The following is a 19109-nucleotide window of genomic DNA, read 5'->3' on the forward strand; positions in this document are numbered from 1 at the left end:
AATCATTAACATAGTTCCAGACAAAATTAACCTCTGATGCAAGTTGATCTAGCATCTTACAATGTTTGTCTTTTATGTGTAATTTAAGGGTTTTCATAGCCAAATTATAGCAATTTAAAATGCCAAAAACCTTATAGCATAAGGTTAAGCGACGAAATATGTCATATGGCTTACGCCAGTCGCTTATATCCTCACCCTGAACGATGAGGTTTTACGCTCCATCGGATAAAATAATTGAATGCTATTACCTCCATTACATAAATTTAGAGCTAATAGTGGTAATGATTTTAGAGCTGAGTTGATTTTTATTTCTAACGCCTAATTTCTTCATTAAATTGGCTTTATGAACTTCAACAGTTCGGTGTGATAGACCAAGTAACTTGGCAATTTCTTTACAGGTTAAACCATTAACAATATATTGTGTAATCTCTGTTTCACGCTTACTGAGTTGTAATTTTGGTGTTAATTGATCTTTACGTTCGAAGTGCCATACAGCCAGTTGAAAAGGATCTTCGGGTGTGAGGGTGTGCCCGTGTGTTTGGGTCCAAAATAATTGACCATTTTGATGCTGCATGAAACGTTGGTCGGAGTAGCCTAGACTGCGTTGTTCTAATAATCCTTGCAGGGCATCATGACCAATTTTTTCATAGTCCTCCTGACTTGGAAAAAGTTTGGCAATCGATTGATTGAGTAAATCTTGTTTACTATAACCAAAAAGTTGCTCGAAAGCCTGATTCATTGCCATCATTCGGCGTTGGCTGAGTACTACAATTGCTGCTGGAGCATGTTCAAAAGCAAGCTGTTGATAATTCATATCCAGTGTCCATACTGAAAATTAATCCCATATTGAATATAACTGAACAGCGTAACCGATGTCATCTATGTTCTACGCTTAATGTAATTGAATTAAGATGAGAAAAGAAAAGCTAAATTAAATTTGAGGCAAGCATTATTCATTGAATTACTGCCTGTTCCAATATGAAAATACAAATAAAGACTGGTTCAGATGCATGTTTATTTGGTTATTTCAAATTACAGTGACAATACTCAAGTCATGATAAGCAGTTGAAAGCACCCCTTGTATTGTCACTACAATGCAAAAACCATACTCAGCATAAATGTATTAAACCAAGTATTGTTTTTAGTGAATAGAATAGGGTTTTAGCTTAAGGAGACTTCCTTTTTTAAAGCCTTTTTCGCTAAATAGGCTTTAAGAGAGTCATCATAGGCTTTGAGCCAACGCGTATGGTGTTTTGCGGCCATGGTACCTGTCATTACTGAACGGTAGGTTTTATCACGGAAAGTCATAATGTCATCGTATTTATGTTGATGCCATTCAAGAAAAATTTGATTGACCTGCTCAATATCAAAAGTTGGATAGTCGGTTTGATGAATTAGACCTTCAACATATTGGCCTTGAAATTCAATCAGTTTGGCTATGTCATCAAGCTGCTGTTCTTGTTCATGCAGTTGTTGGCCCTGTTGTTGCATGTGCGCTCGATCAGGTAATTCAATACGCCCAAGTATAACATCACGGACATACCAAGCTTGTGCATCAAACATGTTAAACGTATACCACTGATCTTGCATACCCAAATAAAACAGCTGGTGATTGTCTTCCCAAACTACACCTTCATAAAGATTGAGAGGGTACAAGCAGTTATGTGTTTTTAGGCGCAGTTGATCTTGCATAAATGGGAAATGGTGCAGATAACCAGTACATAAAATAATGGCATCCACTTTGGCTGAGCTACCATCTGCAAAATAAGCAGTATCTTGATCGACATATTTTAGACATGGACGTTCAGACCAGTTATCAGGCCATTTAAAGCCCATGGGTTTAGAGCGATAGCAACTGATAATTTGTTTCGCGCCATACTTGTAACATTGTGAGCCAATATCTTCAGCAGAATAACTGCTCCCCACAATAAGTATATTTTGGTCTTGAAATTCAACTGCATCACGGAAATCATGTGCGTGAATAAGACGCCCAGTAAATTGCTCAAAGCCAGGATATTCGGGAACACGTGGGGTGGAAAAATGTCCTGAAGCAACAATGACATAATCGAAAGTTTCATCGTAGATTTGATTATGTTGATAATCTTGTACGGTCACATTGAATTGCTGGCTGTCTTGGTCAAATGTGACATAACGAACAGCATGTTGAAAACGTACATACTGACGCACATCAGCTTTTTCGACACGACCCTTGATATAGTCCCAAAGTACCTCACGAGGTGGGTAGGACGGAATTGCACGACCAAAGTGTTCATCAAATGAATAATCAGCAAACTCTAAAGCTTCCTTAGGACCATTACTCCATAAATAGCGATACATACTCCCATGCACAGGTTCTCCGTTTTGATCCACACCTGTACGCCAGGTGTAATTCCATAATCCACCCCAGTCTTGTTGTTTTTCAAAGCAGACAATTTCAGGAATATCGATATTTTTTTCTTTGAGCGCCTGAAATGCTCTGAGTTGTGCTAAACCACTCGGGCCTGCTCCAATAATTGCAATACGTTTCATTAAATTCTCCGAAGGCATAACAATATTAATGTGAATATGTAGGCTCCAAGCTGCATTATTTTGCTGCTTCACATTGAGATTGTTATAGGGTTCATCGTAAAAAATAAAAATGATACTAACGTGTTTTTTAAATCGTTTCATGATTTTTTTAAATTGATTGGAAAATGGTTAAAATATTTCATTGATTTTAAATGTTGTTCTAATTGTATTTTATATAAGATTTTTGCATCGAAAAAAATTTTAGATTAACTTTATTTTATTTATATAAAATAATGGGTTATATGTTTTTTGTGAGGGTTTGTTCTGTGAGTTTTTATCACCTTGATTTTGAGTAAATAATATGGGATTTTGATGAGTTAATATCTGAAAAATACTATTAATGTAACAAAAAATTATGATGTGATTTTATATGTATTTTTAGGAAATAATCTATCTTTTTAGAGCTATTTAATCTTTGCTATTTTATTTATTAATTGGTATTAAAATGCCTAAAATAAGTTGTATTAAATTTGTATCCAATAAATATTTAATATGAGTAATTACTTAAGTAATTAGTAGGATTGACTTGCACTATTGACTGCTTCAAATTTAAAAAATAAGCAAAATTAATTTTAAAATATTGTCCTATATTTAAAGTGATGGAGAACGGCTTCAACTCAAGGTTTCAGCAGAGTTCATGTATTAAAACGACGGATAAATATAGGACAGAATAATTTTAAGGACAGGGAGAAATATGACTTTAGATCACGAGGTTCATGTAGACACAAAAAAATCCTCACATCGTTTGGCTGGTGTTTCCAGTATGGTGGGTACGACCATCGAATGGTATGACTTCTTTATTTATGGTGCCGCTGCGGCATTAATTTTCAATAAATTATTTTTTCCTCAATTAGATCCACTGAGTGGTGTGTTTGCCGCTTTTGCAACTTATGCTGTTGGCTTTATTGGGCGTCCCTTAGGTGGCATTGTTTTTGGTCATTTTGGCGATAAAATAGGTCGCAAGTCTATGTTATTGCTTACTCTTATGTTAATGGGAGTGCCAACTGTCCTCATTGGTCTATTGCCAACATACGAAAGCATTGGTTATTGGGCTGCTGCTTGTTTAGTGGTTTTGCGCTTTATACAGGGTATGGCAATGGGAGGAGAATGGGGCGGTGCAGTCTTAATGGCTGTAGAACATGCCCCAGAAGGTGGAAAAGGTTTTTGGGGAAGCTTGCCACAGGCGAGTGCTGGTGGTGGCCTGATGCTTGCCTCAATTGCGTTATGGTTTGTCTCGTTACTACCTGAACAAGCCTTATTTAGCTGGGGCTGGCGTTTACCCTTTATCGCCAGCATTCTGTTGTTATTTGTGGGGTGGTATATTCGAATAAAAGTGCCTGAGTCTCCCGATTTTGAAAAAGTGAAAGATCAGGCCGAAGAAGTTAAAGTTCCTGCAGTTCAGGTATTTAAGAATCACTCCAAGCCACTCATTACAATTATTATTGCTCGTGCTGCTGAAAATGCTTGGTTTTATATTGCATCGACTTTCGCGCTGGCTTATACCACTACACAGCTCGGCATTGCACGCCAAGAAATTTTATTTGCCACTGTGTGTGGGGCAGGGTTGATTTTATTTACCACCCCTTTATGTGGATATTTATCTGATAAAGTGGGGCAGCGTAATATGTTTATGTTTGGGTTGGCAATCTTAGCCTTATATAGTTTCCCGTTCTTTACCATGTTAAATACGCAAGACCCATTCTGGATATGGCTTGCAATTGTATTGGCGCTTGGTGTGGTGTTTCCGATTATGTATGCACCGCAGTCACAGTTGTTTGCACGTCAGTTCCCAGCTGAGATTCGTTATAGTGGTATTTCAATTTCGGTACAGCTTGCAGGTGTTTTGGGGGGAGGTATTGCACCTTTGATTGCCACCAAATTATTAAGTGTTGGACAGGGTAGCCCACATCTTATTTCAATTTATGTATTGTCTATGGCTGTTTTGGCTTTGTGCTGTAGTGCACTAATGCCTAAGGATGAATTAGCATCTTGATGAATGCTGGCTTTGACCTGACTTTGCAATTTTAAAGGCTCAGTCAGGTCAAAAATTAAAATCAACTACCCTTTAATCTTCATCATCTGGGAGCGTTTGACCACTATTCTCAGTGCCTTTTTGCCAATATGAAGCAGCTTTAATACATGCTTTATCTACAGCAAAGTCATTTACTAGGCGTTTTCTTAAGTGACGTGCCACCTTGAGTTCGGCTGCAATCCAAATATAGTAATCATCTTTAGGGAGTTGTATTTGGGTGAGTGCCTGCTCGAAAAAAACACTACTGGCTGCGGCCTGACCCTGACGATGTAACCAATGCGTTTGGACTTGTGCCTCTGTTTGCCAAGTGAGTTGGTCGGCAATACTGTCTACTTCCACAATCACTAATGCATGTGCTGATGCAGGCAACTCGGCTAAACGTCGAGCGATTGCAGGTAATGCTGTTTCATCACCAAATAATATATGATGCTGGTAGGTCTCTGGAATAACCATTGAACCACGAGGTCCTGCAATAGCAATTTTATCGCCTACTTTTGCTTGAAGTGCCCATAGCGTTGCAGGCCCAGCTTCATGAATTGCAAATTCTAAAGTGAGTGTTTTGGCCTTCACATCATAGGCACGTGGGGTATAGTCACGCATGATTGGTGATTTGCCTTCTGGAAACTTTAAGCCATTTTCACTTAATGTTGGCAAGACCATTTCGCCAGTTTCAGTGTTGGGTAGGAATAGCTTTACATGATCATCAAAGCCGCTACTGATAAAGTCTGCAAGGTCATCACCTGTAAATATAATTTGTAGTAATGATGGGGTGAGTTGTTGAATTTGTTGAATTTCAATTTGACGAAATTTTAATTCATGTTTTACACGGTACGGTTTTTTATCATGTGTGATAGTCATGAAAGTATCCTATAACTGTTTGACCTGTTCTAAGGTGTGTTTGAGTATTTGTACGAATTTTTCAGTTTGCTCTTCATTTAGAGACTGCTGTGAAAGAGACTCATGGAGTTCATAGCGGAAATCTTCGATGGCTTGTACCACGCGTTTGGGATATTTCGACCACCGAGAAACGTGCTGCAAAATCTGTTGAATATGCGCTTGTTCCTCTTGATGGCGCTGCTGTCCAGCAGCGGTCAATTGGTAACATTGTTTACGGCGATCACCTTCAGTCAGGCATTGTTCAATCAGTTGTTGCTGCTCTAGTTCGGTGAGTAATGGGTATAAAATCCCAGGGCTAGGTCGGTAAAGATTGTTGGTTAAGGTGGCTATGGTTTTAATTAATTCATAACCATGTCTAGGTTGTTGAGACAACAAATGCAATACAACCAAGCGTAAACCACCATGACCGAAGCCACGTTGCCGCTGTGTTTTGTGTACTTGCATTGTGATATTCCTAAATTGGCTTTTAAAAAAGATATATCTTTTTTATTTAATTTACAATAGAGAATGATTCTCTTTTATAAAAAAGATATATCTAAATAAGGGTCCATCTGCGAATAACTATACTTGGATTTGTAATAGGTGGCTCTGTATGATCCAGTTTGAAGATCTATAGAATTGGGAATATTGTTGAGTGTGCAGCAGTATGATCAACATAGACATTACCCTAGGGTGAGGTGTGTATAAGTAAGAATTATTTTCTTTTCTAGTTTTTCACAAGTTAATCGCATTTTTTGTTTGGGTAAACCAAGTTTTGGGATACAGAAGAATATCCTCACTATATAATTCAGATAAACGAAAAGTAGAATAAAGTACAAAAATTAAGCCAGCTCAATTTTGATAAACTTTTTAAAATCAAATGTTTTCCCGCAATTATAAAAACACATCGGATTTTATATTTTAAATGATAATAATTATCAATATTGTTTTTAACAAATCGATTAGTGTGGATGGTTTTATCGAGTAATAAATTTAGCCTATACACGTGTCATGGCGCGGGAGCCTTTATGAATGATATGAGTTTACCCATTGCTGATGTTCTTGAAGCACAAGTTGATGCAAAGCCTTCTTGTTTTTTAACTGAGAATCATCACATTTATGCAACAGATTTAGAAGAAAGAGTTTACCTATCCACAGATGATCAGGAAATCCTAAGTAAAACAATTAGAGATATTTTTTTAAAGTTAAAACAATCACAGCATGCTGATCCGATTTTAATTGGCGTTATACCCTTTGATACGACAAAGCCTGCTACTTTAAATTTTTATCGTCATTATAGAAAAATTGAGAAGACTACATTTGACGATCAGCAGTATATCAGCCATTACCCGTGTATTGAGTTTCACCAACAACAGCGTCTAGTTCAGCAGACACATTTTAATCAGATGATCGATTTAGCACTACAACAGTTCGCATCTCATCATTTACAAAAGGTTGTTTTATCACAAGCGATCGATTTTGAATTGGTGAAGCCTGAAAACCCTTTTGCACTGGGAATGATCCTTGCACAAAAAAATCCTCAAGCTTTTAGTTTTGTTGTACCTGTTGAGGGTGGGGCGCATCTACTCGGGGCGAGTCCAGAATTATTAATTTCAAAACAAGGCAAATCTATTCGCAGTAATCCTTTAGCTGGTTCACGGCCAATTAGCCATGATGGCGGTGTAAATCAGCATCGCGTACACGAACTTTATCACTCAGCAAAGGACTTATATGAACATCGTATTGTTGTAGATAGTGTTCTAAGTAATTTAAGGCCCTATTGTACGCAGTTAAAATTTTCAGATCCGCCTGAAATCATAAAGACCTCAACAATGTTGCACCTCTCTACAGTATTTGAGGGGCAACTGAAATCAGAGCAGGCCAATGCTTTGCAATTGGCATTGGCTTTACATCCTACACCTGCAATCTGTGGTTCTCCTACCGCGCTCGCCAAAGATTTTATTTTAAAAAATGAAGGATATGATCGTCATTATTATACAGGCCTAGTTGGTTGGATGGATTCAAATGGCAATGGTGAGTGGGTTGTGACGATTCGCTGTGGTTTATTGAGTGAGAAAAGAATTCGTCTATATGCCGGTGCAGGTATCGTCACGGGTTCAGAGGCTGAACTGGAATGGAATGAGACTGAGGCCAAGATGCAAACCATATTGAAGACGCTCAATGTAAAGGTAGCATTCTAATTTCTAGGCCTCCATCATCTTGAATAACTAGTGCTGATGACAAGATGAATTGAAAAAAAGAGCATTTAAACTTATATACAATGAATAGGTAAAATCATGGCGATTCCAAAAATTCAGAATTATGAACTCCCATTTAAGCAAGATTATCCTGCGGCAAAAGTAAATTGGAAAATTGAGAAAAATCGTGCTGCTTTATTGATTCACGATATGCAGGAGTATTTTATTCATTTCTATGGTGAAGATTCCCCACTGATGCAAAAAGTTATAGATAATATTGCTCAGATAAAATCTTGGTGTGTCACAAATAATATTCCTGTGTTTTACACAGCACAACCTGCTCAACAAGAAGATCAAGATCGAGCGTTATTAAACGACATGTGGGGGGCGGGATTAACTGCCTATCCAGAACAAGCGAATATCGTTACGAAATTGGCACCCAATGAACAAGATCACTTACTAACGAAATGGCGTTATAGCGCTTTTTATCGTTCTGATTTGCAAAAAACATTAAATGACACATGCAAAGATCAACTCATCATTTGTGGTGTCTATGCACATATCGGCGTGCTACAAACAGCTGCTGAAGCATTTATGAATGATATCCAACCTTTTGTTGTGGGTGACTCTGTTGCTGATTTTAGTTTGAAGGATCACCTTTTTGCTTTGCAGTATGTACAGCGCAATTTGGGCGTGGTTGAGGATGTTAAACACATCATGACCTCTTCAATCTAAAGATGGGTTACTTAATAAATAAAGCATGAATATGACAAAAGAGAACAAAGATATCATCACAAATCATCAGACTCAAAAAGTTGCGTGGGTAACAGGTATTCATCAGGGGATCGGTGCTCAGATTATGCAGCAGTTGAACGAACACAATATTTATGTTGTGGGATTTGACTGCTGTGTACCTCAGGTTGATAACAATAGGTTGGCAGAGCTACATCAGTGTGATGTAAGCGATGCCATGCAGGTAACAACATTGTGTCAAACCTTGATGACCTCTCGTCCCCCTGATTATTTTATTCATGCAGCAGGGGTCTTACATCTGGATGATCACGACACACTGCCGCTGGAAGCATGGCAAAATACTTTTGAGGTCAATACATTTGCCCCTTTCTATTTTTTAAAACAGCTTAGTCCATATTTTCGTCAGAAATGCTCAGGCTGCATTGTGATGGTGTCATCAAATGCTGCACATGCACCACGTATGAAGATGGCCGCCTATGGTGCATCAAAAGCTGCATTAACGAGTTTTAGTCAAACTGTTGGTTTGGAATTGGCTGAGTTTGGAGTGCGAGTCAATATTATTTCGCCTGGTTCAACAGCAACCCCTATGCTTCAACAGCTTTGGCATGATCAGTCTGGCGAGCAGAAAACCATTCGAGGAAATCTGGCTGAATATAAGGTGGGGATTCCATTACAAAAAATAGCTTTGGCTGAAGATATTGCAAACGCAGTGCTGTTTCTCATCAGTGATCAAGCGACTCATATCACCATGCATGATCTCGTTGTCGATGGTGGCGCAACGCTGGGTCGATAATCAGGAAACATCAACATGCAACTACAGCAAGAAATCATCTAGAAAAATCATCATGTGCTCCAAAATAAATAACGAAGTTAAAAGTAGAAGTTAAGCCCTGATATGGGCAGTGGCTTAACTCTCTGTTTGTATATCGTTTTTTATCTCTAAGATGCAGCATACACATTAACTTGAAATAGATTTGCATTTAACTCGACGAACTCAATTTTACAATCGATAAACTTCTCGATCATATGGGCTTGGGTGCGTGTATGTTCACTAATACATTGTGCTGTAAATTCCCCCCCTTGACCCAATGCTAAAGGGAGCAGTAGTTGATCAGCCAAATATTCATCTACAGCTGCATGAGATTTTAGATATTGCTTTACCTGTTCAGCTAAATGATCAGAAATTTGTTCTGCACTTTTTCTCTTTTCACCTAATGCTGTAAACAATTGGTTATGATGCGTAGATTTAATTTGGACATAAACCGTATTTCCTTGGCTGATACCCTTTAGGAAAAATTGCTGTTGTTTATCTAATTTCAGTCCATTGTTTAAAGTTGCTAATTCACGTTGTACGATTTGTGCCTGTTCAGGAAGATTTAATACTGCGGCAAAGGCCTCAGTTCTTTGTAGATCGCCACGTTCTAATAAACATAATTTGTTTTGGTGTTGCCATGGTTGAATTTTAATTTGAATTTCACCTGCACCAATGGGGAAAAAGCCAGCTTTATTCAACTTAAACTCACTCTCTATTCCAAGTTTGGCTAGGGTAGGTAAAAAACAGTGCTCTATAAAATCTGCTGTTGGGGCGAGTGGGTTATGTGTGCCGCCAGAAATGGTCAGCTCACTCACTCCCTTTTGTAAGAGCAAAGTAGGTAAAAGAGTCTGCAAAACTAGAGTGGTACTGCCTGCAGAGCCAATCTGAAACTGGTATTTTCCACTTTGTACATGCTGTGGAGCAAAGTATAAACGTTGGCTATGAAGCTCAGCACCTTCTAGATAGGCTTGACTGATCTGTTGAGATGCCTGCACACAGACCAAATGCTGGCGCATTAGGCCTGGTTTTTTACGCCCTGCACGAATGTTAGTCAATTCAAATGCTTGACCTGTAATCATTGAAAGAGCAAGAGCGGTTCTTAAAATTTGTCCCCCACCTTCACCTTGTGAACCATCAATCTGAATGGCTGCTGGCATATTGGCCAAAGCTTTATTCACGTATATTTTCCTTATTTTTTATTTACCAATATTAAGCTAAGTATTAGCTTCAAAAGTGATCAGTATTGTAGCATCTGTACCTTGAAGATAAAGATGCTGCCAATGCTGAACATATGCTGGAATGTATGTGCTTGGTGGACATATATAGCCCTGTTGGGCAGATATGAGTTTTTCAATCATACCTTCAAAATGTGATTTTAAATCACCAGAAATTACGCTGAGTTGCCTAGCGTTCAACGTAAAAAAGAGATTTCTGTGAAAAAAATAACTCATTGTTTTATCAGGAGTTCCCATATTACTCATCTGAAATTCCCAATCAGCAATGTGCAGAGGATCCTTCATTTTCTCCATTTTTTTCCAAGAAGAGTCAACTCTAAAGAAGTGTTTGAAGTTATCCTCAATTGCTAGATTTTTATCGAAATGTAATAGTTCTACATAACAGTCGAATCGTGCATGGAAATCTGGATCTAGAGCATTTGCAGTTATACATAGCCCCTCTAAGAGATGATTAAGTTTCTTTATACAATCGTTTGGCATAATCTTATCCTTTAACACAAACAACTTGTCTTAAGGTATAAACGACTTCAACCAAATCACTTTGTGCTTTCATCACATCTTCAATTGGTTTATAGGCAGATGGAATTTCATCAATCACTTCTTTATCTTTACGACACTCCACACCCTCAGTTTGTGCAATCTGATCTTCAACAGTAAAACGGCGTTTAGCTTCGGTACGGCTCATGACACGACCTGCACCATGTGAACATGAACAGAATGACTCTTGATTTCCAAGTCCTCGGACAATAAAGGACTTCGCTCCCATGGAACCTGGAATAATCCCATATTGTCCTCGTTTAGCACTGACAGCGCCTTTACGCGTCACCATGACTTCTTCTCCATAGTGTTCTTCCTTTTGCACATAGTTATGGTGACAGTTCACAGCTTCAAGTTTTGCATTAAATGGCTTAGCAATAATCGTTGCTAAAGCTTTAATCGCAGCTTGCATCATGATTTCACGGTTTTTCATAGCAAAGCGTTGGGCCCAACCGACAGCAAACCAATAGTCATCAAAATATTCAGTTCCCTCAACCAAATAAGCTAAGTCTTTATTCGGTAAGTGAATAAAGTACTTTTGCATATCTTTACGTGCAAGTTCAATAAAGTGATTACCAATGGCATTACCCACACCGCGTGAACCTGAGTGCAACATTATCCAAACATGATCGTGTTCATCTAAACAGATTTCTACGAAGTGATTTCCTGTACCTAAAGTTCCCAATTGTTTTCTATTGTTGGTATTCTTTAAGCGAGGGTATTTGGAGCAAATCAGTTCAAAATCGGTAACTAAATCGGCCCATGCTTGATCCACCAGCTCAGGTGGTGTTTCCCAAGATCCACGATCTCGTCCATGACCTTTGGTCATGCCATGGGGGATTAGGCGTTCAAGCTCAGTACGTAAACCATATAAATGATCAGGTAGATCTGATGCAGTTAAACTGGTACGTGTTGCCATCATCCCACATCCAATATCAACACCTACCGCAGCAGGAATGATCGCCCCTTTGGTTGGAATGACGCTGCCAATGGTGGCACCTAAACCAAAATGAACATCTGGCATTACTGCCATCCATTTGTAAATAAAAGGCATTTGTGCTGTTTGTAGTAATTGACGTTTTGAGTTGTCATCAACGATTACACCATTCGTCCACATTTTTACGGGCATACTGGTTTCATTTTTTAACACTTGATAGGCACGTTGTTGCTCTTGTTCAAGTTGAGCTTGTTGTTTAATTTCTTCAACGATCGACATTTCATTTTCCTTGCAAAGCCTACCTACTATTTATAGGTGGGTGATATGCACAATACCCTAATGATGTTGCGCATTTATATGTTCGCAATGGTTATGCCAACTTTGAAAATAAATAGATTATTTATTTTAACTTATTGAAAAATAAGTAATAAATAGGTTTGTTTGCGTGCATTTAAAATGCTGGTGATATTTATATGTTGTTGATGAATATCATTTTATATATATTTATATCTAATTTTATATAAAAACATTGAAATGAATAAACGTAATGTGGTCATTGGTTTTGTCGGTTCAACACTAGACCGTGGTAAGCGCCCTGATCGTTGGCAGCGTTGGCGTCCAACCTTAAGTCTGCTCATGCATGAAGATCTTATGGTAGATGAGCTGGTTTTATTGCATGATCGGCAACACCATAATTTAGTAAAATTTCTTGAAGAAGATGCTAAAACTCTGTCACCATCAACCGTAATTTCAGGGCATCGAGTGAGTATTCGTGATCCATGGGATTTTGCTGAAGTTTATGGTGCTCTGTATGATTTTGTGAAAAGTTATTTGTTTGATACTGAAAAAAATAATTATTTTTTACATATCACGACAGGTACGCATGTGGCCCAAATCTGTTGGTATCTGCTTGTTGATGCCAATTATCTGCCTGCCCAGTTGATTCAAAGTGCGCCTAATCAAGATAAAACGCCAGAAGGTGAGTATCGCATTATTGATTTGGATTTATCTCGATATGATGTGTTAAAGCAGCGTTTTGAGGATGAACAACAACATAACTGGCAACAACTTAAAGCGAATATCTCCACATATAATTCTGATTTTAATCAGTTGATTAGCGAAGTAGAGTTGGTTGCAACACGCTCAAGTGCGCCAATTTTAATTATGGGTGCAACAGGTGTTGGGAAATCGCATTTAGCCAAACAAATCTTTCAACTCAAAAAAGATAAGTTTCATTTGAGTGGGCGCTTTATTGATGTGAACTGTGCTACTTTGCGTGGTGACAGTGCTATGTCTACTTTGTTTGGTCATATTAAAGGTGCATTTACAGGTGCTGCAGCTTCACGTTCAGGGCTACTAAAAAGTGCTGATCAAGGTATTTTATTTTTAGATGAAATTGGTGAACTCGGTTTAGATGAACAGGCAATGTTGCTGAAGGCACTTGAAGATAAATCTTTCTTCCCTGTTGGAAGTGATAGCGAAGTTCATGCAAATTTTCAGTTGATTGCAGGAACCAATAAAGATCTCAGAGCTGAAGTGCGATCAGGAGCATTTCGTGAGGATTTATGGGCACGATTGAATACATGGACATTCTTTTTACCCAATCTCAAAGATCGCGTCGAAGATATTGCACCGAATATTGAATTTGAATTACAACGCTTTGCAACAAGTCATCAAAGACAATTGCGTTTTCACCGTGATGCATTCGATGTTTATTTGAAATTTGCTCAATCGAAGGAAGCTGTTTGGCAGGGTAATTTCCGAGATTTGACTGCTAGTGTGACACGTATGGCGACATTATCAAGCGGTGAGTTGATTCGTTCGGAAACCGTAGAAAAAGAAATTCATCGTTTAAAGCAGTTGTGGTCCGTTCAAACTTCACCGAAGGAAGTGGATATTTTACTTAAGTATTTAGATCAAGTGCAGCTAAATGAAATGGATGAATTTGACCAGATTCAACTGCGTGGAGTAATGCAGGTCTGTGAGAGTGCCAAGTCAATGGCGGATGCTGGACGACAGCTTTTTGCAGTTTCTCGCCAACAGCGGAATACAACGAATGATAGTGACCGAGTCAAAAAGTATCTGAATAAATTTGGTTTAAATTGGGATCAGTTTCATTCTGCATATTGAGTAGATTGGTGCAGCTGAGGGATCGGAGCTAATAATGTGATCTATTTAGTGGATTTATATTGGAATAGCAGTATGTAAAAATTCATAATAAAAAAGCCCCAAGTTTTCACTTGAGGCTTTTTTTTGAATCTGGAGCGGGAAAGGAGACTCGAACTCCCGACCCCAACCTTGGCAAGGTTATGCTCTACCAACTGAGCTATTCCCGCATGCGGCCTATAATACAGTATCAAATGGAGTGGTCAAGGTTTTTTTATAGTAGGGTGATTTAATTGAATAAAATTAAATCAAAATGAGTAGTAAAAAGAGCTTACTTGATTATAAAGGTTGAAATATCAGTAGTTTTGATCGCTTATTGAAAAAAATATGAATTGAATACATCCTAAAAAATCATTCATATTGTCCATCATGGGAAATAGTTTGAAATTTAATTATGGAACAAAAAATTAAAGTCGCTATTGTTGGTGCTGTGATTGTAAGTTGAACATGATTTTTTAAAGTGTAGTTGGTTTTGTTGAGTGTTGTTAGAGCAACAGCATATCAGCAAAATAGCGAAAACATAACAAAATAAAAACCGATCTAATTTTATAACCAATTGAATATTATATAAAAAATAGTTGGCATGCTTTTAGCTCATAGAGATATATACATTAACCAAAATAACCTGTGCATTGAAAACTGGGTTATTAAAAAAGGTGATTTACTATGAGTTCTCTATCTTCTATTCGTCCACTTAAACTTGTTGCTGTATCAGGTGCTCCCAATACACCATCTAAAACAGAAAGTTTGCTTGATGCGATTTTAGTCCAGTTAAAACAACATATTCAGTTTGAAGTAGAGTACGTCAAGCTCAGTCAAATTGGGCATTTATTAAATGGTGCGGCAAGTCGTGACTTACTTGCCATAGAAGTACAGCAAGCTTTAACTCAAATTGAAACGGCTGATGCTTTAATCGTTGCTAGCCCAATTTATCGCGCATCTTATACCGGTTTATTTAAACATTTATTTGATTATATTGATCAATTTGCCTTAGTCGATAAGCCTGTGCTTTTAGCTGCAACGGGTGGTAGTGAGCGTCATGCTTTAACTATTGATCATCAATTCCGTCCGTTATTTAGTTTTTTCCAAGCTCAAACTTTGCCCATAGGTGTATTTGCAACCGATAAAGATTTTGAACATTATAAAGTGACTAATCAGTTGTTATTAGAACGAATTCAGTTAGCAACAACACGTGCTGTACCTCAGTTTTTATTTTCCAGTAAATCTTCAAACAATGAATTAGAGCCTAAAAATGACAATAACGCGTCTCAAAACGATGCTGCAACTTCACAACAAGTGGTGTTAAAGCCTGTTGAGCGTTTGGCATTGCTGGCATAAGTAAGCCAAGTGAACTGATCTACACATTGTGCTGAACTCACAATGTATCTAGCGAGATATCTCATTTAGAAATGTGGAGTTTTACGATGCCAGTGAATAAAAAAAATACCGAACAGATCCTTTTTGCTTACTGGGTACCCAATGTCAGTGGTGGATTGGTGGTCAGTGATATTGAACAACGTACAGACTGGGGGATTGATTACAATCGGCGTTTAGCTCAGGCGGCAGAAAAAAATGGTTTTGAGTATGCATTAACACAAATCAGGTTTACTGCAGGTTATGGAGCCGAATATCAACATGAATCGGTGTCTTTTAGCCATGCAATTTTAGCCGCGACTGAGAAGCTCAAAGTCATTGCCGCAATTTTACCAGGACCTTGGAAACCAGCTTTGGCTGCTAAACAGTTGGCCACAATTGATCAACTTAGCAATGGACGTATTGCGGTTAACGTTGTGAGTGGTTGGTTTCGAGGTGAGTTTGATGCAATTGGTGAGCCGTGGCCTGAACACGATGAACGTTATGTGCGTTCTGAGGAGTTTATTCGTAGTCTAAAGGGTATTTGGACACAGGATAACTTTAGTTTTGAAGGTAAATATTATCAGTTTAAAGACTACACCTTAAAGCCAAAGCCAGTGCAACAACCTCACATTGAAGTATTTCAAGGTGGCAGCTCTCGTGCTGCTCGAGATATGGCTGCACGGGTTTCAGATTGGTATTTGACCAATGGGAACAGTATTGAGGGTATTAAACAGCAAGTTGCCGATATTCGTAACAAAGCACAAGAAAATCATCATCAAGTCAAAATTGGGGTGAATGCATTTGTAATTGTAAGAGATACGGAACAAGAAGCACTTGCTGTTTTACAAGATATTATTGATCAGGCTAACCCTGAAGCGGTTAAAGCCTTTGGAGATGCAACCCGTCAGGCTGGTGCTGCAAGTCCTGAAGGTGAGGGCAATTGGGCAAAATCTAGTTTTGAAGATCTAGTGCAATACAATGATGGCTTTAAGACCAATTTAATTGGTACGCCACAACAAGTTGCAGAACGTATTGTGGCGTTAAAAGAAGTTGGAGTTGATCTGATTTTAACTGCTTTTTTACATTTTATTGAAGAAGTTGAATATTTTGGTGCAAAGGTCTTGCCCTTGGTACGTCAGTTAGAAGCTGAAAATAGTCGGACAAATAGCAAATTACCGCTCTCTATTGAGACAGTTTGAGCATCACAGATGATAAAAGGAAATCAATAATGAGCAGTTTACTTGATATTTCAAATATAACGCCGTGTGCAGACTACAACGCATTATTGAGCAAATACAGTCCGATATTTGCAAAAATAGCAGCAGGTAGCCAACAGCGTGAGCAAGAAGGTGAGTTACCGTTTGAAGCTATTCAATGGTTAAAAGAAGTTGGTTTTACTGCAGTACGTGTACCTTTAACACATGGTGGCGATGGGGCTTCAATACCACAGCTTTTTCAATTGCTCATTGAACTGTCTAAGGCTGATTCAAATGTAACACAGGCTTTGCGCGGGCATTTTGCTTTTGTGGAGGATCGTTTAAATGCACATAGAGATAATGATCAAAGTCATTGGTTTAAGCGATTTGTTGCTGGAGAAACAGTTGGGAATGCATGGACAGAAATTGGTGCAGTTAAAATTGGAGAGGTTATTACGCAGGTCACTGTTGAAGCGGGGCAGTATAGAGTAAATGGTAAAAAATATTACAGCACTGGAAGTATTTTTGCAGAATGGTTAGATCTCTATGCACAAGTTACCGAAACAGGGGAAGCGGTCATTGCTGTAACCAGTACAGCGCAAGATGGCGTTCAGATTGAAAATGATTGGGATGGTTTTGGACAGCGGACAACGGGCAGTGGCACAACAACGTTAGTGAATGCACAGGTAGAGGAGTTGATTGCATTTGAACAGCGCTTTAAATATCAAACAGCGTTTTATCAGCTGTTTCATTTGGCTGCCTTAACGGGTATTGCACATGCAGCTGTTAATGAGTTTAAGCATCAGATCCAGCAACGTACTCGTGTATTTAGTCATGGCAATAGTGAGCGAGTGGATCAGGATGTGCAAATATTACAAGTGATAGGTAAAGCTTCGGCACAAGCATATGCTGCAGAGGCGATTACGCTGCAAGTGGCGCATACTGCACAGCAAGCATATCAGGCTCATTTTGTTCAAGATGAAGAAAATGAAACACTGTTAAATATTGCAGCTGAAATTGAGTCGGCACAGGGGCAAGTGGTTATTGCAGATTTGGTATTAGAACTCAGTAGTAAACTATTTGATACTCTAGGGGCTTCAGCGACCAGTCGTAAAAAATCATTGGATCGTTTCTGGCGGAATGCAAGGGTCATTGCTTCTCATAATCCACTTATCTATAAAGAAAAAATTATTGGGGATTGGGTCGTTAATGCAAAAGAACCCATTTATGTTTGGCAAATTGGAGGTGGTGTAAAACAGAAGGCATCATGAGCATTTATCACTTTCGTGCAATATTAAAAAGTGCTTATTGGTCAGTAGGCACTTTTTAATTTGGATTGAGTTTAATCATGGTGTTTGCTGATGACTAACTCACCTATTTCAATTAATTTTGCGCGAAGGATATTACGGCTTAAACCCAGTAATTGGGCTGTTTTAACTTGATTCTTATGGCAATAATGATAGGCAGTACGTAAAAGTTGTTGCTCAATTGTGCTATAGACCTCGCCTTGATGATGTTGGAAAAACTCATGAAATACAGCTTTGAGTTTAGGGTCAATCAACGTTTCAGTTTTACTATGTTCTTCAGCAAGTGGAGTAGGTCGAGGAGGAGCCAATAAAGACAGGTCATCAGCTTCGATCATATTATTTTGGCAAATGAGTAAAGCATGATGAATCATATTTTCAAGTTCACGAATATTACCTGGCCACCAGTATTCAATGAGTTTCTTTTTCGCATTAGGTGATAGATGCGCTTTATCGTAACCCAGTTGAATATGATACTTTTCAATGAAATGCTGTGCCAAAGGGATAATGTCGCCTTGACGCTCTCGGAGCGGTTTAATATTTAAACTCACAACATTGAGACGATAATATAAGTCTTCGCGGAATTGATCAGATAAAATGGCTTGTTCTAAACTGACGTTAGTTGCCGCCAAAATACGCACATCTACATCAATTTTTTTACGTGAACCTAAGCGTACAATTTCTCGCTCTTGCAATACTCTTAAAAGTTTTACCTGAATACGTTTGGATAAGTCACCTATTTCATCAAGTAATAATGTGCCACCATGAGCTGCTTCAAACCAGCCTACACTACTGGATAAAGCCCCTGTAAATGCCCCTTTTTCATGACCAAATAGTTCGCTTTCAACCAAAGCCTCTGAAAAAGCACCACAGTTCACTGCAATAAAAGGCTGATGGCGGCGTGCACTATGTTCATGTATTTGTCGTGCGATCAGTTCTTTCCCTGTACCTGTTTCTCCATGAATTAAAACACTGGCATCACTTGGTGCAATTTGTTGAATATATTCAAATAGTTTTTGAGATTCAGGATCATTAAATACTTGTGCAGTGGCTTTGTGTGAATGACTCCGTTGGGTGATTTCAGGCAGTGTAATAATATTGTGTGGCATTGCTTGGTCCTTCACTTATTCGATGATC

The 19109-nt window shown here is 38.5% G+C and carries 16 protein-coding genes and 1 tRNA gene; 8 read left to right on the plus strand and 9 right to left on the minus strand.

The annotated features are described in order from the left end of the window. Positions 1-253: 253 nt before the first annotated feature. Together RFH42_RS13350 and RFH42_RS13355 are read right to left on the minus strand one after the other, a co-directional pair. Positions 254-814: a LuxR C-terminal-related transcriptional regulator gene (locus RFH42_RS13350; RefSeq protein WP_308976204.1), complete on the minus strand. Its 561-nt coding sequence runs from the start codon at positions 812-814 to the stop codon at positions 254-256. Between the two features lie 347 nt (positions 815-1161). Continuing rightward, positions 1162-2529: an NAD(P)/FAD-dependent oxidoreductase gene (locus tag RFH42_RS13355; RefSeq protein WP_308976205.1), complete on the minus strand. Its 1368-nt coding sequence runs from the start codon at positions 2527-2529 to the stop codon at positions 1162-1164. Positions 2530-3262: 733 nt separating this feature from the next. Between RFH42_RS13355 and RFH42_RS13360 the strand changes: the two genes are divergently transcribed. After that, positions 3263-4561 (plus strand): MFS transporter, encoded by a 1299-nt coding sequence (locus RFH42_RS13360; RefSeq protein ID WP_308976206.1) that lies wholly within the window; start codon positions 3263-3265, stop codon positions 4559-4561. A 72-nt stretch (positions 4562-4633) separates the two neighbouring features. On the opposite strand, the gene RFH42_RS13365 is transcribed toward RFH42_RS13360, so the two are convergent. Beyond that, positions 4634-5458, minus strand: a complete 825-nt coding sequence (locus RFH42_RS13365; RefSeq protein WP_308976208.1) for a siderophore-interacting protein — start codon at positions 5456-5458, stop codon at positions 4634-4636. Positions 5459-5467: 9 nt separating this feature from the next. Then, on the minus strand, positions 5468-5941 hold the full coding sequence (locus RFH42_RS13370) for a PadR family transcriptional regulator (protein ID WP_308976209.1): 474 nt from the start codon (positions 5939-5941) through the stop codon (positions 5468-5470). Positions 5942-6504: 563 nt separating this feature from the next. On the opposite strand from RFH42_RS13370, the gene RFH42_RS13375 reads away from it, so the two are divergent. The 3 genes from RFH42_RS13375 to dhbA all read left to right on the plus strand — a co-directional run bounded on the left by RFH42_RS13375 (position 6505) and on the right by dhbA (position 9220). Then, positions 6505-7677 carry an isochorismate synthase gene (locus tag RFH42_RS13375; RefSeq protein WP_308976210.1) on the plus strand — a complete coding sequence of 391 codons (1173 nt, stop codon included), beginning with the start codon at positions 6505-6507 and terminating at the stop codon, positions 7675-7677. Positions 7678-7773: 96 nt separating this feature from the next. Next, complete coding sequence (locus RFH42_RS13380; RefSeq protein WP_308976211.1) at positions 7774-8409, plus strand: isochorismatase family protein; 636 nt, start codon at positions 7774-7776, stop codon at positions 8407-8409. Between the two features lie 25 nt (positions 8410-8434). Next, on the plus strand, positions 8435-9220 hold the full coding sequence (gene dhbA, locus RFH42_RS13385) for a 2,3-dihydro-2,3-dihydroxybenzoate dehydrogenase (protein ID WP_308981629.1): 786 nt from the start codon (positions 8435-8437) through the stop codon (positions 9218-9220). Between the two features lie 146 nt (positions 9221-9366). Here dhbA and rtcA read toward each other — a convergent pair whose 3' ends face one another. Genes rtcA through RFH42_RS13400 form a run of 3 tightly spaced genes read right to left on the minus strand, consistent with a single transcriptional unit; the run spans position 9367 to position 12229 of the window. Beyond that, complete coding sequence (rtcA, locus tag RFH42_RS13390) at positions 9367-10419, minus strand: RNA 3'-terminal phosphate cyclase (protein ID WP_308976213.1); 1053 nt, start codon at positions 10417-10419, stop codon at positions 9367-9369. Between the two features lie 36 nt (positions 10420-10455). Next, a complete protein-coding gene (locus RFH42_RS13395; RefSeq protein WP_308976214.1) occupies positions 10456-10956 on the minus strand; it encodes a hypothetical protein in 501 nt (166 codons plus the stop codon). 4 nt (positions 10957-10960) lie between these two features. Next, on the minus strand, positions 10961-12229 hold the full coding sequence (locus RFH42_RS13400; protein WP_308976215.1) for an RtcB family protein: 1269 nt from the start codon (positions 12227-12229) through the stop codon (positions 10961-10963). A gap of 255 nt (positions 12230-12484) precedes the next feature. On the opposite strand from RFH42_RS13400, the gene rtcR reads away from it, so the two are divergent. Next, positions 12485-14080, plus strand: coding sequence for an RNA repair transcriptional activator RtcR (gene rtcR / locus RFH42_RS13405; protein ID WP_308976217.1), 1596 nt, complete (start codon positions 12485-12487; stop codon positions 14078-14080). Positions 14081-14210: 130 nt separating this feature from the next. On the opposite strand, the gene RFH42_RS13410 is transcribed toward rtcR, so the two are convergent. Then, a tRNA-Gly gene (locus RFH42_RS13410) sits at positions 14211-14286 on the minus strand. 496 nt (positions 14287-14782) lie between these two features. Here RFH42_RS13410 and msuE point away from each other — a divergent pair. The 3 genes from msuE (at position 14783) to RFH42_RS13425 (ending at position 17939) form a co-directional block, all read left to right on the plus strand. Continuing rightward, positions 14783-15454 carry an FMN reductase gene (gene msuE / locus RFH42_RS13415; protein WP_308976218.1) on the plus strand — a complete coding sequence of 224 codons (672 nt, stop codon included), beginning with the start codon at positions 14783-14785 and terminating at the stop codon, positions 15452-15454. Positions 15455-15540: 86 nt separating this feature from the next. After that, entirely contained in the window at positions 15541-16671 is a 1131-nt protein-coding gene (gene sfnG / locus RFH42_RS13420) for a dimethylsulfone monooxygenase SfnG (RefSeq protein ID WP_308976219.1), read from the plus strand. A 29-nt stretch (positions 16672-16700) separates the two neighbouring features. Then, a complete protein-coding gene (locus RFH42_RS13425; RefSeq protein ID WP_308976221.1) occupies positions 16701-17939 on the plus strand; it encodes an acyl-CoA dehydrogenase family protein in 1239 nt (412 codons plus the stop codon). 71 nt (positions 17940-18010) lie between these two features. Here the strand turns inward: RFH42_RS13425 and RFH42_RS13430 are convergent, their stop codons facing one another. After that, complete coding sequence (locus RFH42_RS13430) at positions 18011-19081, minus strand: sigma-54 interaction domain-containing protein (RefSeq protein WP_308976222.1); 1071 nt, start codon at positions 19079-19081, stop codon at positions 18011-18013. Between the last annotated feature and the right edge of the window lie 28 nt (positions 19082-19109).

The sequence above is a fragment of the Acinetobacter rudis genome, assembly GCF_031157835.1.
GTDB classification, from domain to species: domain Bacteria; phylum Pseudomonadota; class Gammaproteobacteria; order Pseudomonadales; family Moraxellaceae; genus Acinetobacter; species Acinetobacter rudis_A.